The sequence below is a fragment of the Megasphaera sp. ASD88 genome (genome assembly GCF_002287425.1).
GTDB classification, from domain to species: domain Bacteria; phylum Bacillota; class Negativicutes; order Veillonellales; family Megasphaeraceae; genus Megasphaera; species Megasphaera stantonii.
On record NZ_NQXW01000002.1, the window covers coordinates 31,524 to 44,230 of the forward strand.

The window sequence follows — 12,707 nt, forward strand, 5'->3', positions numbered from 1 at the left end:
CATGAAAACCATCACCGTATTTAAAGGCGACGGCATCGGCCCGGAAATCACCGACGCCGTCCTGGACATCTTAAAAGCCGCCAAGGCTCCCCTGGAATACGAAATCTTCAACGTCGGCGCCGCCGAATACGAAAAGAACGGCGCTCTCATTCCCGACGCCGCCTTTTCTTCCTTTGAAAAGACGCGGGTTCTACTGAAATCTCCGATTACGACGCCTGTCGGCAAGGGCTTCCGCTCCCTCAACGTCACGCTGCGCAACAAATACGATTTGTACGCCAACATCCGTCCGGCCAAGTCGAATGCCGCCGTGCCGACGCCCTTCCCTAACGTCGACATCGTCACCTTCCGCGAAAACACGGAAGACCTGTACATCGGCGTCGAATACAAGATGAACGACGACACGGTCCAGGCCATCAAGCTCATTACGCGCAAGGCCAGCGAACGCATCATCCGCGCCGCCTTCGACTACGCTGTCGCCAACGGCCGCAAAAAAGTCACCTGCGTCCATAAGGCCAATATCCTCAAGATGAGCGACGGCATGTTCCTCGATATTTTCAGGGAAATCGCCAAGGAATACCAGCAGATCGAAAGCGACGACAAAATCGTCGACAACACGTGCATGCAGCTCGTCATGTACCCGGAAAACTTCGACGTCATGGTCATGCCCAATCTGTACGGCGACATCGTATCGGACCTGACCAGCGGCCTCATCGGCGGCCTCGGCCTCCTGCCGTCCATGAACGTCGGCGATGACTTCGCCATGTTTGAAGCCGTCCACGGCAGCGCCCCCGACATTGCCGGCAAGCATATCGCCAACCCGACGGCCTTCCTCTGGTCGGCCTGCATGATGCTGGAATACATCGGCGAAACGGACGTCGCCGCCAATATCCGCAGCGCCGTCGACGCCGTGCTGGCGGAAAACCAATGCCTCACGCCGGACCTCGGCGGCAAGGCCACGACGGAAGCATACCGCGACGCCGTCATCGCTCACTTAAAATAAACAACACACACGCTAAAAAACAGCCCCTTGGAAATCTCTCCGAGGGGCTGTTCTGTCATCTCGATTTCGACGAGGAAAAGGACGGTATGCGGCTGAGCACATACCGGCTAAAAAGCGTGCAGATGCAGAGGGACAAGACGCACATGACGGCATATTTGGTATAGACGCCGCCGTCCCAGGGCCGCAGCAGCCAGACGACGTGCATGACGACGACCTGATGGATGTAATACACGCCATATGACAGGGACGACAGCTGCCGTCCCCAAGGCCCGTACGAATCGGCAAACCGCTGGAACAAGGCCGTCAGAGCTATAACGGCCGTCAGGCAGAACAGGCTGTGCAGGACGGCAAAGATTTCGGAATAACAGGCTAATCCATGCCACTCATAGCCATAGTCGAAGCGAAAGGCCGTATATGCGACGGACAGGACGGCAAAAGCAGCGCCCCAGGCTGCCGGCGAAGCGAACAGCCCCTGGGAAAACCAGCGGCTGCGCCAGGCGTAGGCTCCCAGCCCGAATACGACGAGGTACAAGGGAGCCCGCGTCGGCTGAAAGCACAGGACGTACAGGGGATGAATCCACACGGCGTCGTCGTAACACTGCAGCATCGCCCCCATAGAGAGGGCGCACAGGGCGGCGCAGCCGAAAAAGACTGTCAGGGAAAACCGGCCCTGTATCGGCCGCAGCCACGCCGGATACAGACGCCGGCTCAGGTACAGCAGGCCGTACAAGGCCATTAAAAATCCCAGGTACCAATACTGGGCCTGCTGATAAAAAACGCCCCAAAACCATTCTGCATAAAACTGGTAAAACGTCATGGGCACAGCCCGGCTGAGCATGTACAGATAGGCGATATACGGGGCAATAAAGACCGAGCCGAACAGCCACGGCAGGCCGACGCGCTTCCATTTCGATTTCCAAAAGCTCCCCGTTCCGGCTAAGGACGCCGCGCCGAAATAACCGGAAATAAAAAACATGACCGGCATGATGAATACGTCGGCCCAGACGACAAATACCGTTGCCGCCAGGGATCGCTCGTCGTCCAGCACGTACCACCACTCCGGCGCGTAGGCCATATAGGACATGGCGCCGTGAAACACGACGACCAGGGCGATGACCAAGGTTTTCAAGTTGTCTAAGAAGATAATGCGACGCCCGCTCATACGATGCACCTCACAGTAGATTTACCCAAAGTATAGCACATGCTCCGGAAAAGGGGAAAGGGAGAAGAAAAAGCTTCCGCTTCGTCTTCTCCCTTCGATAGAGGAATCTATATGTATTAGATGAGGTATCAGTAACGAATCGCCCTTACGGTTCTACCTTGGTAACAAAGATTTGCTTGCCGTCCTTAAAGCTCAGGACAACTGCCGATTTGACGGGATCGTGGAACTCGTTAAAGCTGATCTTGCCGCTGACAGCGTTGAATCCGCTGATCTTTTCCAGCGCCGCCTTCACCGTATCTTTATCGGTGCTGTTGGCGTCCTTGATAGCCTGGGCCAAAATCATCATGCTGTCGTATGCCACAGCTGCCGGAGCGTCCGGCTTCTGGCCATAGGCCTTCTGATAATTGGAAACGAAATTCTGGACGACTTCGGACGTATCGTCAGACGAATAGTGGTTGCTGAAATAGCAGTCGACCAGATTCGCCGCGCCGGCAATTTCCGCCAGCTTCGTGCTGTCCCAGCCGTCGCCGCCGACAATCGGCTGCGTCATGCCCATTTCACGGGCCTGCTTGATGATCATGCCGACTTCCTGATAATATCCGGGAACGTAGATGACGTCAGGGTTCGCCGCTTTGATCTTCGTCAGGGCCGCCTTAAAGTCCGTATCCTTCTGCAAATACGCTTCCGTCGCTACGATAGAGCCGCCTTTTTTGCCGAATTCTTCTTCAAAGAATTTCTGCAGCCCCTTCGAGTAATCGCTGGAGTTGTCGACGTATACAGCCACTTTCTTCGCCTTCAGCGTATCGGCTACAAAATCAGCCATGGCCTTGCCCTGGAAGGTATCGATAAAGGCGGCGCGGAATACGTAAGGCCGTACGTTATGCGTCGCCGGATCGACCGTAATGTCCGGATTCGTGCCGAACGGCGAAATCATCGGTATTTTTTCCTGATCTGCCGTGGCGACGCAGGCTAGGGCGCCGCTCGACGTGTCCGGGCCGACGATGAAATCGACCTGGTCGTCCAACAGCTTCTGCATGGCGTTGGCCGCTTCCGTCGCTTCGCTGCGGTTATCGGCGTAGCTGACTTCAATTTTCTTTCCCAGCAGGCCGCCGGCGTCGTTGATTTCCTTGACGGCCATTTCGATGCCGTTCTTAGCCGACGTGCCGTACGACGCGCTGTTGCCTGTCAATTCCAGGTTCGCGCCGATTTTAATCGTATCACTTGATTCTCCCGAACTGCCGCTGCAGCCCGTCAGCATGACGGCCATCGACGCAACGGCCACGGCAGCCAACACGCATCTTTTCAATGTACTCATAGTCATAAGGTATCCCTCCTAAACTGTATATATAACATAATATATAACATACCTGTAATGGTATATCCGCCGTAACGGGCCTCAGCCGCCCAAGTAAACCTTCCGCACTTCTTCGCTTTCAGCCAGAGATTTAGCCTCTCCTTCCAGCGATATGTGCCCTGTTTCCAGGACATAGGCGTAATCGGAAATGGCCAGGGCCATGCGGGCGTTCTGTTCGACCAGCAGCACCGTCGTCCCCATGCCGTGTATTTCCTGCACCATATTGAATATTTCCTTGACCAGGATCGGCGCCAGCCCCATAGACGGTTCGTCCAGGAGGAGCAGCTTCGGCTTGCTCATCAGCGCCCGGCCCATCGCCAGCATCTGCTGCTCGCCGCCGGAAAGGGTGCCGGCCATCTGGTTCATCCGTTCCTTCAGGCGGGGAAAATGGTCGTAAATCATGTCCATGGTCTGGGAAATTTCCTTCTTATCCTTACGGGTAAAGGCCCCCATTTCCAGGTTTTCCTTGACGGACATATCGGCAAAGACCCGCCGTCCTTCGGGACAATGGGAAATCCCCAGCCGCACGATGGATTCGGCGCTGTCGTGCCGCAGCTCCTTTCCCATGAAAGAAATAGATCCGGTCTTGGAGCGCAGCAGCCCGGAAATCGTCCGCAGCGTCGTCGTCTTGCCGGCGCCGTTCGCGCCGATGAGGCTGACGACCTGTCCTTCTTCGACGTTCAGGCTGATTCCCTTCAGGGCGTGGATCGCGCCGTAGTAGACGTTGATATCCTTTAATTCCAACAGGCTCATGATCACACCTCCTCGCCTAAATACGCCCGGATGACGTCGGCGTTCGACTTGATTTCCTGCGGTATCCCCTGGGCTAAGATTTTGCCGAATTCCAGGACGTACAAGCGTTCGCAGATCCCCATGACCAGGGACATGTCGTGTTCGATCAGTAAAATCGTCAGCTGGAAGCGCTTCCGTATTTCTTCAATCAAGTGCATGAGATCGAGCGTTTCCTGCGGATTCATGCCCGCCGCCGGTTCGTCCAGCAGGAGCAGCTTCGGCCGGGCCGCCAGGGCCCGGGCAATTTCCAGATGCCGCTGCAAGCCGTAGGGCAGGTTGGACGCCAGCTCGTCCTTTTTATCGTCGAGCTTAAACAGCCGCAGCAGCTCGATCGCTTCGCGTTCAATCCGTTCTTCTTCCTTCCCGTACCGGCCGACGCGCAGGATCGCTTCGGCCAAGCTGTAGTTGACCAGGTAATTGCAGGCAATTTTGACATTGTCCAATACGGTTAAGTTTCCAAACAGGCGGATATTCTGAAACGTGCGGGCAATGCCGTGCTGCGTAATTTTATAGGGCTTCATCCCCGTGACGTCGACGCCGTCGAATTCAATGGTCCCCGTCGTCGGCTGATATACGCCGGTCAACAGGTTGAAGGCCGTCGTCTTCCCTGCGCCGTTCGGCCCGATGAGGCCGACGAGCTCGCCCCGGTTCAATACGATGTTAAAATCCTGGACGGCCTTGATGCCGCCGAAGGATATGGATACATTATTTGTTTTCAGCAACGGGTCCATCGCCGCGTCCCCCCTTCTTCCATTTGGACAGCATCAGCTCAGCCAGCTCCTTATTGCCGAGAATCCCATTCGGACGGTACAGCATGAGTATGATGAGCAGCAAGGCGTATACGATCATGCGGTATTCGGGATAGCTCTGCATTACGGCGGCAATCAAGGTCAGGATAAAGGCGCCGATGACCGATCCGGACAAGCTGCCCAGGCCGCCTAATACGACCATCGTCATGATGTCGAAAGACCGCATAAAGGTAAAGCTCGACGGATGGGCGATGCCGAAGTAATGAGAGAACAGCGCGCCGGCCAAACCGGCGAACATCGACGCAATCGTAAAGGCAAATACCTTAAATTCCGTCGTGTTGATGCCCATGGCTTCGGCGGCAATGGCGTTTTCCCGTACGGCCAGGCAGGCTCTCCCCTGCTTGGAGTGGATGATATTCTTTAAGACGAACAAGGTGACGACCATGCAGATAAACAGCCAGGGAAAGGTCGTATCCCGCGGAATGCCCGACATCCCAGACGCGCCGCCTACTTGCTGTATATTCAAAATGCAGATGCGGATAATTTCCCCCATGCCCAGCGTGGCGATAGCTAAATAATCGCCCTGCAGCCGCAGCGTCGGCACGCCGACGAGAAAGCCCAGCAGGCCGGCAGCGGCCGCACCGCCTATGAGGCTGACGATGAAGGGTAGGTGCAGGAATACGGTGCATACGGCCGACACGTAAGCGCCGACGGCCATAAATCCGGCGTGCCCCAGGGAGAACTGTCCCGTAACGCCGTTAATCAGGTTCAAGCTGGACGCCAGCATGACGTTCAGGCAAATCAAAGAGATATTCAGACGCCAAAACGACGATACGATTCGTTCGGCCATCAAAAACTGCAGGACGGCAAAGACGACGACGGCGGCGAGTAAGAATACAGCGTCTTGTTTTCGCAATCGGTTTATCATATTCATCACCTACACTTTTTCTCGTTCATTCTTTCCGAACAGTCCCGTCGGCTTGATGAGCAAGATAATAATCAAAATGGCAAAGGCCGCGGCGTCGCGGAAGGTAGACGAAATAAATCCGCTGACCATGGCTTCGACGACGCCTAGGATAATGCCGCCGGTCATCGCGCCGGGAATGATGCCGATGCCGCCGAGGACGGCCGCTACGAAGGCCTTCATGCCCGGCATGATACCCATGAGGGGCTCGATGGAATTATAGTAAATCCCGACGAGGACGCCTGCCGCGCCGGCTAAGCTCGACCCGATGCAGAAGGTAAAGGAAATCGTCTTGTCTACGTTGATTCCCATGAGCTGGGCCGCGTCGGGATCGTACGAAACGGCCCGCATCGCCTTGCCCATTTTCGTATAGTTCACGACGTACGTCAGAATCAGCATCAGCACGACCGAAATAAGGAAGATGACGATTTGCTGAAACGAAATGACCAAGCCGCCGATGTGGTACACGCTGTTGTCCAGTACGTGCGGAAAGGTCCGCGGCTGCGGCGACAAGGCGAGCATCGTCGTGTATTCCAAGAACAAGCTGACGCCGATGGCCGTCGTCAAAATGGCGATTTTCGGGCTATGGCGAAGGGGCTTATACGCCAGCCGTTCGACGACCATCCCCAAAATCCCCGTCATGACCATCGCCGCCAGGATCGCCGGCACAAAGGGCAGCCCCATGGCCGTAATCGCAAAAAATCCGACGTACGAACCGATCATGTAGATATCGCCGTGAGCGAAGTTGATCAATTTCATAATGCCGTATACCATCGTATATCCTAGGGCTATCAGCGCGTAAATGCTGCCTAAGGATATGCCGTTAATGAGCTGCTGCACGAACTGCAGCCATAATGTGCCTTCCACTGTATATCTCTCCTTCCTCATGTCGGGAGCGCTCGACACGTTGCGTATCAAAGCAGCTGCTCGCTAATCGTATATCCTTCGTCCAGCCTGGTAATAAAAATTCTGCCATCGCCGGCGGTTCCTTTCGGCTGCGTCTGGCATATGGCGATAATCGTCGTAACGACAGCCGTCTTATGTTCGTCGTGGACGACGATATATACCATTTCCTTCGGAAGCTCGTCATACACAACGCCGTTTACCGTAACGCCGCGCTGTTTTCCTCGCCCCGAAACGGGCCAGTGCGTCAATCCGTAAAATCCTCGTTCGGCCAGCGCATCTTTCAGCGCCTTCAGCCGTTCCCGTCGGATAATCGCTTTAATTTCAATCATATTTTGTTCCCCCTCCCCCATACGCAAAACAACGGCGAAATTATTTTTTAATAATAACGCCGTTGTTATGGAAAATATTTTCTTTTAAGAATGAAGTTATTATAATATTTAATGTTTTAAAAATCAATTAGGCACTTGCATAAATATTTTTATGTACATGTATAACAGATTAAAAAATAAAAGGCATAGGCGTCAGGCATGTATCCAACCTATGCCTTTCTCCACTCGCCGGAGGACGTTATCCCCCGATAGCGGCGTCGACTTCGCTCAGCACGTCGTCCAAAATCTTCATCGCTTCCAGAAGCTGTTCTTTTGTAATAATAAGGGGCGGAGCGACGAGAAGCATGTTTTCGTGAGAATAGGTACAAAAGCCCTTTTTCATCAGCGATTTGACGATGCCCGGCATCGTTCCCCCTTCGTCCTTTCCGTACGGCACGAGGGGTTCCTTCGTTTTCTTATCCTTTACCAGCTCGATAGCCGACCATAACCCGATATAGCGGACGTCGCCGACACAGGCATGTTTCGCCTTCAGCTTTTCTTCTTCTTCGCCCAGCACCTTGCCGACGGCGTTTACGTTGTCTAAAATCCGCGCCTTATCATAGTAATTCAGGCAGGCGACCCCGGCGGCGCAGGCCAGCGGATGGCCGCTGTACGTCAGGCCGCACGACAGGAGGTGATCGTCGAAATAGGCGGCGATTTTCTTCGATACGGCGACGCCGCCGAGCTGAATATAGCCGCAGGTAATCCCCTTGGCAAACGTCACGATGTCGGGCTTGACGTTGAAATGCTCAAAGGCGAACATCTTGCCCGTCCGGCACCAGCCGGCCATGACTTCGTCGCAGATCATCATGATGCCGAATTCATCGCACAGCTTGCGCACGCCTTCCAGATAGCCCTTCGGCGGAATGATGACGCCGTTGGAGCCCGTAATCGTTTCCATGACGATAGCGGCGATCGTCGACGGATTTTCATAAATAATTTGTTCCCGCAGCTTGGTAATGTAAAATTTCGTCGCGTCTTCTTCGCTGGCAAAGGAAATGGCTTCGCGGTATATGTAGGGATCGAAAAATTTAATGAAGCCGGGAATCCCCGGTTCCAGCGGATAGCGCCGCGGTTCACCCGTCAGATTGCCTGCGCCGAAGGTCGAGCCGTGATAGCTGCGGTACCGGCTCATGACCTTATAGCGCCCCGTATACATGCGGGCCATCTTAATGGCGTTTTCGTTGGCGTCGGCGCGCCGTTGGTAAAAAATACCTTCCCCATGTTGTCGGGCATGCGGTCGATGACCATTTTAGCCAATTTAGCCCGCGGTTCTACAGCCAGACTCGGAGATATGAAGCAATATTTGTCGGCTTGTTCCTTAATCGCTTCGATAATGTCTTTATTTCCGTGCCCCACGTTGGAATTAACCTGTCCCGACGACATATCCATATATCGCTTTCCGTCGCTGTCCCATAAATAGATGCCCTCCGCCTTCGTAATGACTAAGGGCTTCAGCCCCTTCTGCTTCGACCACGAATGCAGATTATATTTTAAATCCATGTCGCGAATTTCCTGTCCTGTCATGAGATCATCCCCCTGCGTTATAATACTAAAAAAGCAGCGGCGTCCTTTCGGAAAAGCGCCGTTGCTTTTTCTTGTGCTTATTATGTCATAGGCAATGCGATAAAACAATATGACAAAACCATAAACTTTATTGTACATTCGCACAATAATCACATCTGTTAAATTTTTACCACTATATTTCTTTATTCACTGGCATTCATTCTAAATTGAAGGTGCAGCCGTCCCTTTTGCGCAACACGAACGCGGCGGTCCCTAAAGCAGACGCGTTACGTTTGAAACAAATATTCAGTCCGGCCGACGCAACGGCCCTTTTCGAAATATACGCGGGGGACGCGGCGGCCGATATTGCAGAGCACTTCATGAGGTATCGTCCCTATGATGCGTGCCAGTTCATCCGCTCCGATATATTCGCTTCCCTGGCGGCCGAACAACACGCATTCTTCGCCTACGCGCACGTCAGGAATATCGGTAACGTCTATCATGCACTGATCCATGCATATATTGCCGATTTGCGGGACGCGCCGGCCCCGTACCAATACGTCGGCCCGATTGGACAGGAGGCGGGTATATCCGTCGGCATAGCCTAACGGCAAGGTGGCGACCAAGGTAGGACGACGCGCTCTGAACCTGCGGCCGTATCCTACAGTCTCGCCTTCTTCCAGGCGCTTCACATGGGTAATACAGCAGCGCAGGGACATGACGGGATGCGGTACAAACTCCGGATGACGCGCCGCATCAAAGGGATTATAGCCGTACTGAATAATGCCGGGACGCACCATGTTGCAGAAAAAAGCCGGATACGCCAGGACGCCGGCACTGTTGTCACAGTGACGGAGATGGAATGACACGCCTTCTTCCCACAGCCAACGGTACAGCTGCGTAAACTGAAAGAATTGCTCCTTCGTGTATGCGCAGGCGTCGTCAGCCGCGTCGTCGGCCACGGCAAAATGCGTAAAGATCCCTTCCATCATCACGCCGGGCAGCGCCCTGATGCGCTTTATCTCTTCGACGCTTCGTTTCGACAGCTTGTAGCCGATACGTCCCATGCCGCTGTCTACGGCAATATGGACGCGCACGGTCTGCTGCGTCCGTTCGGCTTCCTGCGAAAAAAGCACTGCGTCGTCGTAATGAAACACGGCCACGTCGATATGATTGCCCACGACTTCCGCTGCGCGCCGCCCGTCCGTATGCCCCAACACCAGGATAGGAGCCGCAATACCGGCGCGGCGCAGCTCGACGGCTTCGTCCAGACAGGCTACGGCCAGCCGGTCCGCTCCGTTCTGCAAAAAAACGCGGGCCATCGCCACGGCGCCGCATCCGTAGGCGTCGGCTTTGACGACGGCCATAATCAGCGTATGGGCGCCGACAAAACGCCGAATATGCTGCATATTATACGCCGCCGCATCCCAATCGACCTGCGCCCACATAGGACGCCTCGAAAATGATTCAGTACACTGCAATACATCTGCGTTTATGGTTTCGCATATAGCCATAATCCTTCGCACCTCCCATAACCCCGGCCGGGCAAACGCCGTCAAGCCGTCATTTAGATATATGAGCGTATATACGGGCTACGACGCCTGCCGTCACATCGTACGACGTCGCCTTGACGGAAGCCGTCTTCATGACCATCGTCGTAAATTTCTCAATTTCTTCTTCAGACAGCGTGACCGTATCGGGCATGAGATCTTTCATAAATGCTTCGAAGTCATCGGAGCCGGCAAATCCCAGCAATTCCCATACGCGCTGGGCTTTATCGGCCATGGATTCTTCCATGAGCTTCATGTACTGAGGCAGCAGCAAGCCGTTGGCCCGGCCATGCGAAAAACCCTTGTAATACGTCAGGCAATATCCCATGCCGTGTACCAGCGTCGTACCAGCCTGGGAAATGACGATGCCCGCCAAGGTCGAAGCATACATGAGGTCTTCGCGGACGGCATAGGACAGCGTGCCGCGCAGCTGCGTCAGATGGAGGCCGAAAAAGCGCAGGGCTTCTTCAGCCCATACGTCGCTGACAGGCGTCGCATCCTTCGCCATATAGCCTTCTATCGCATGAGACAAGGCGTCGATAGCCGTGTCGATCGTCACGTGTTCCGGTACGCCCATCGTAAAGGACGGATCGGCCAAAGACAGCTTCGGATATAACATTGGCGATTTGACGCCCTGCTTCGTGCCGGCCTTATGATTGGTCAGGATACTGATTTTCGTCACTTCGCTGCCCGTGCCAGACGTCGTAGGAACGGTGACAATAGGCAAGGGCGGCACTCCGTACGGCCCTGTAAACAGCATCTCGTCGTCCAAATCGTTCGTGCATAATAAGGCGATCACTTTAGCTGCGTCCATAGGCGAACCGCCGCCAATGCCGATGACGAAGTCAACCTGTTCCTTCCGCCCTAGCTCCGCGCCGTTCCGCACGGTTTCGACAGACGGGTTCGCTTCTACTTCGTCAAACAGGACCCAGCCGAGGCCTGCCGATTCCAGTACGGCGACGACAGCGTCCTGCGATCCGTTTCGCTTCGCCGAACTGCGTCCCGTAACGATCAGGGCTTTCTTGCCCAGCGCCGCCATATCTGCCACGGATTGGGCAACGCATCCTTTCCCGAAATACAATTTCGTCGGCATTTCATACGTAAACATACCAAACTCCCCCTGCCTATAATGATGATGTATACTATCACGCGCCGATTCATCCGTCTTTCTGTACAGAAAACAGCTTCTTGATTTTCAGCGCAATGAGAATATCCAGCTTATCCTCTTCTTCGTTTAGTTTCTTCCCCGTAATAGTTTCTATTTTATTCAGTTTATACAGTACCGTATTGCGGTGAACCACTTCGTGAACTGCCGTATCCTTAATACTGCAGCGATGAGACAGGTAATATTCCAGCGTCTCCACCAGCGACGAATGATGGGCGGCGTCGTATTCGTCCAGCCCTTTCATCGTATCGTCGTAAAATTGCCGCAGCGTGCCTGGTGAAGGACCGTCCAGCAGCAGCTTGTACACGCCGACGCGCTCATATTGTACGACAGGCCGCGTTTCCGAAACGAGAGCCGTCATAGCTGACGCCCGCGTATAGCTTTCAGACAACCGTTCGACAGAAGGTACGGCCGAGCCGACGCAAACCGTAACGGAGAGGTCTCGGCCCAGAAAGTATTCACGCCATTCCCAGGCCCTGCTCCATGCGTTTGATTCGCCTTCGTCCGGCGCTACGCATACCAGAGCGTCGCCGTACGTCAAAACGTGGACGTCGGGCTCGCAAGCGCTCATCTGCGCCGCTGCCTCGTCGAGACGGCGGCGTTCTGCCGGACGGACGACGAAAACACGGAAGGCCTTATCGATATCTATGCCGTATGTCCGCAGGGCTCGGCAAGCATTGCCGCACTGGCCCGGATGCATGAGAATAAACAGGAAATATTGGAGAAATTGTTGTTCTCTAGTTTCCTCTTCAATGATAAACTGGCATAAGTAGCGTGTAATATCGACTAACCGCACGCTCCACGGAATAAGGAACAGGGGAAATCCGCGTTGTTCGCAAAAGGCCGCGACGGATTTCGGAACGCTGCGTATAAAAGGGCCGATGTTGATCACCAATCCGCTAGCTCTGCTTTTCTGTAACTTCTTGATATAATCCAGCAGCCACTCTTCGCCGTTATAGATACTCCCCGTGCAAAACACCAGTTCCCCGCCGTGTAAAAACAAAGCGGATTCCTTGTTTTCTATAATGTGTATCCACGAAACACGGCTGTCAAAGCCCTGCGTTCCTGTCAGGCACTGCATCTTGTATACTTTCTGACTTTTAGCATATAAAAATCCTACTGTGACAACCACATGTTTCGCCCCCTTAAACGAAAACGAGCACGATGAACAGTGTACACTTCATCGTGCTC

General features: G+C 54.2%; 13 protein-coding genes. 1 reads left to right on the forward strand and 12 read right to left on the reverse strand.

Annotated features, from left to right (window positions below):
* Position 1 precedes the first annotated feature (1 nt).
* A complete protein-coding gene (locus CJ260_RS01945; RefSeq protein ID WP_095628970.1) occupies positions 2-1,000 on the forward strand; it encodes an isocitrate/isopropylmalate dehydrogenase family protein in 999 nt (332 codons plus the stop codon).
* 55 nt (positions 1,001-1,055) lie between these two features.
* Here CJ260_RS01945 and CJ260_RS01950 read toward each other — a convergent pair whose 3' ends face one another.
* The 12 genes from CJ260_RS01950 to CJ260_RS02000 form a co-directional block, all read right to left on the reverse strand.
* Entirely contained in the window at positions 1,056-2,162 is a 1,107-nt protein-coding gene (locus CJ260_RS01950; RefSeq protein ID WP_095628971.1) for an acyltransferase family protein, read from the reverse strand.
* Positions 2,163-2,307: 145 nt separating this feature from the next.
* Complete coding sequence (locus CJ260_RS01955; protein WP_095628972.1) at positions 2,308-3,483, reverse strand: ABC transporter substrate-binding protein; 1,176 nt, start codon at positions 3,481-3,483, stop codon at positions 2,308-2,310.
* A 75-nt stretch (positions 3,484-3,558) separates the two neighbouring features.
* Positions 3,559-4,269 (reverse strand): ABC transporter ATP-binding protein, encoded by a 711-nt coding sequence (locus CJ260_RS01960; protein WP_095628973.1) that lies wholly within the window; start codon positions 4,267-4,269, stop codon positions 3,559-3,561.
* Positions 4,270-4,271: 2 nt separating this feature from the next.
* Positions 4,272-5,039 (reverse strand): ABC transporter ATP-binding protein, encoded by a 768-nt coding sequence (locus CJ260_RS01965; protein WP_095628974.1) that lies wholly within the window; start codon positions 5,037-5,039, stop codon positions 4,272-4,274.
* Positions 5,014-5,985 (reverse strand): branched-chain amino acid ABC transporter permease, encoded by a 972-nt coding sequence (locus CJ260_RS01970; RefSeq protein WP_233127860.1) that lies wholly within the window; start codon positions 5,983-5,985, stop codon positions 5,014-5,016. The genes CJ260_RS01965 and CJ260_RS01970 overlap by 26 nt, the downstream gene beginning before the upstream one ends.
* 9 nt (positions 5,986-5,994) lie before the next feature.
* The gene (locus CJ260_RS01975; protein ID WP_087477782.1) at positions 5,995-6,888 is read right to left on the reverse strand and encodes a branched-chain amino acid ABC transporter permease; all 894 of its coding nucleotides are present in this window, start codon (positions 6,886-6,888) and stop codon (positions 5,995-5,997) included.
* A gap of 47 nt (positions 6,889-6,935) precedes the next feature.
* A complete protein-coding gene (locus CJ260_RS01980; RefSeq protein WP_087477781.1) occupies positions 6,936-7,256 on the reverse strand; it encodes a P-II family nitrogen regulator in 321 nt (106 codons plus the stop codon).
* Between the two features lie 238 nt (positions 7,257-7,494).
* The gene (locus CJ260_RS01985; protein WP_255378458.1) at positions 7,495-8,454 is read right to left on the reverse strand and encodes an aminotransferase class III-fold pyridoxal phosphate-dependent enzyme; all 960 of its coding nucleotides are present in this window, start codon (positions 8,452-8,454) and stop codon (positions 7,495-7,497) included.
* A complete protein-coding gene (locus CJ260_RS13295) occupies positions 8,427-8,822 on the reverse strand; it encodes an aminotransferase class III-fold pyridoxal phosphate-dependent enzyme (protein WP_255378459.1) in 396 nt (131 codons plus the stop codon). Before CJ260_RS13295 ends, CJ260_RS01985 begins: the two co-directional genes overlap by 28 nt.
* A 266-nt stretch (positions 8,823-9,088) precedes the next feature.
* Complete coding sequence (gene alr, locus CJ260_RS01990) at positions 9,089-10,249, reverse strand: alanine racemase (RefSeq protein ID WP_233127861.1); 1,161 nt, start codon at positions 10,247-10,249, stop codon at positions 9,089-9,091.
* A 115-nt stretch (positions 10,250-10,364) separates the two neighbouring features.
* The gene (locus CJ260_RS01995) at positions 10,365-11,459 is read right to left on the reverse strand and encodes an iron-containing alcohol dehydrogenase family protein (protein ID WP_095628976.1); all 1,095 of its coding nucleotides are present in this window, start codon (positions 11,457-11,459) and stop codon (positions 10,365-10,367) included.
* Positions 11,460-11,508: 49 nt separating this feature from the next.
* Positions 11,509-12,648 (reverse strand): PucR family transcriptional regulator, encoded by a 1,140-nt coding sequence (locus tag CJ260_RS02000; RefSeq protein WP_095628977.1) that lies wholly within the window; start codon positions 12,646-12,648, stop codon positions 11,509-11,511.
* Positions 12,649-12,707: the final 59 nt, after the last annotated feature.

Excerpts from the sequence above, each read along its gene's own strand:
- CJ260_RS01960 (WP_095628973.1), bottom strand. The coding sequence starts at position 4,269 with ATGAGCCTGTTGGAATTAAAGGATATCAACGTCTACTACGGCGCGATC.
- CJ260_RS01985 (WP_255378458.1), bottom strand. The coding sequence starts at position 8,454 with ATGTATACGGGGCGCTATAAGGTCATGAGCCGGTACCGCAGCTATCAC.
- CJ260_RS01980 (WP_087477781.1), bottom strand. The coding sequence starts at position 7,256 with ATGATTGAAATTAAAGCGATTATCCGACGGGAACGGCTGAAGGCGCTG.
- CJ260_RS01955 (WP_095628972.1), bottom strand. The coding sequence starts at position 3,483 with ATGACTATGAGTACATTGAAAAGATGCGTGTTGGCTGCCGTGGCCGTT.
- CJ260_RS01970 (WP_233127860.1), bottom strand. The coding sequence starts at position 5,985 with ATGATAAACCGATTGCGAAAACAAGACGCTGTATTCTTACTCGCCGCC.
- CJ260_RS01965 (WP_095628974.1), bottom strand. The coding sequence starts at position 5,039 with ATGGACCCGTTGCTGAAAACAAATAATGTATCCATATCCTTCGGCGGC.
- alr (WP_233127861.1), bottom strand. The coding sequence starts at position 10,249 with ATGTGGGCGCAGGTCGATTGGGATGCGGCGGCGTATAATATGCAGCAT.
- CJ260_RS01945 (WP_095628970.1), top strand. The coding sequence starts at position 2 with ATGAAAACCATCACCGTATTTAAAGGCGACGGCATCGGCCCGGAAATC.
- CJ260_RS01995 (WP_095628976.1), bottom strand. The coding sequence starts at position 11,459 with ATGTTTACGTATGAAATGCCGACGAAATTGTATTTCGGGAAAGGATGC.
- CJ260_RS13295 (WP_255378459.1), bottom strand. The coding sequence starts at position 8,822 with ATGACAGGACAGGAAATTCGCGACATGGATTTAAAATATAATCTGCAT.
- CJ260_RS01950 (WP_095628971.1), bottom strand. The coding sequence starts at position 2,162 with ATGAGCGGGCGTCGCATTATCTTCTTAGACAACTTGAAAACCTTGGTC.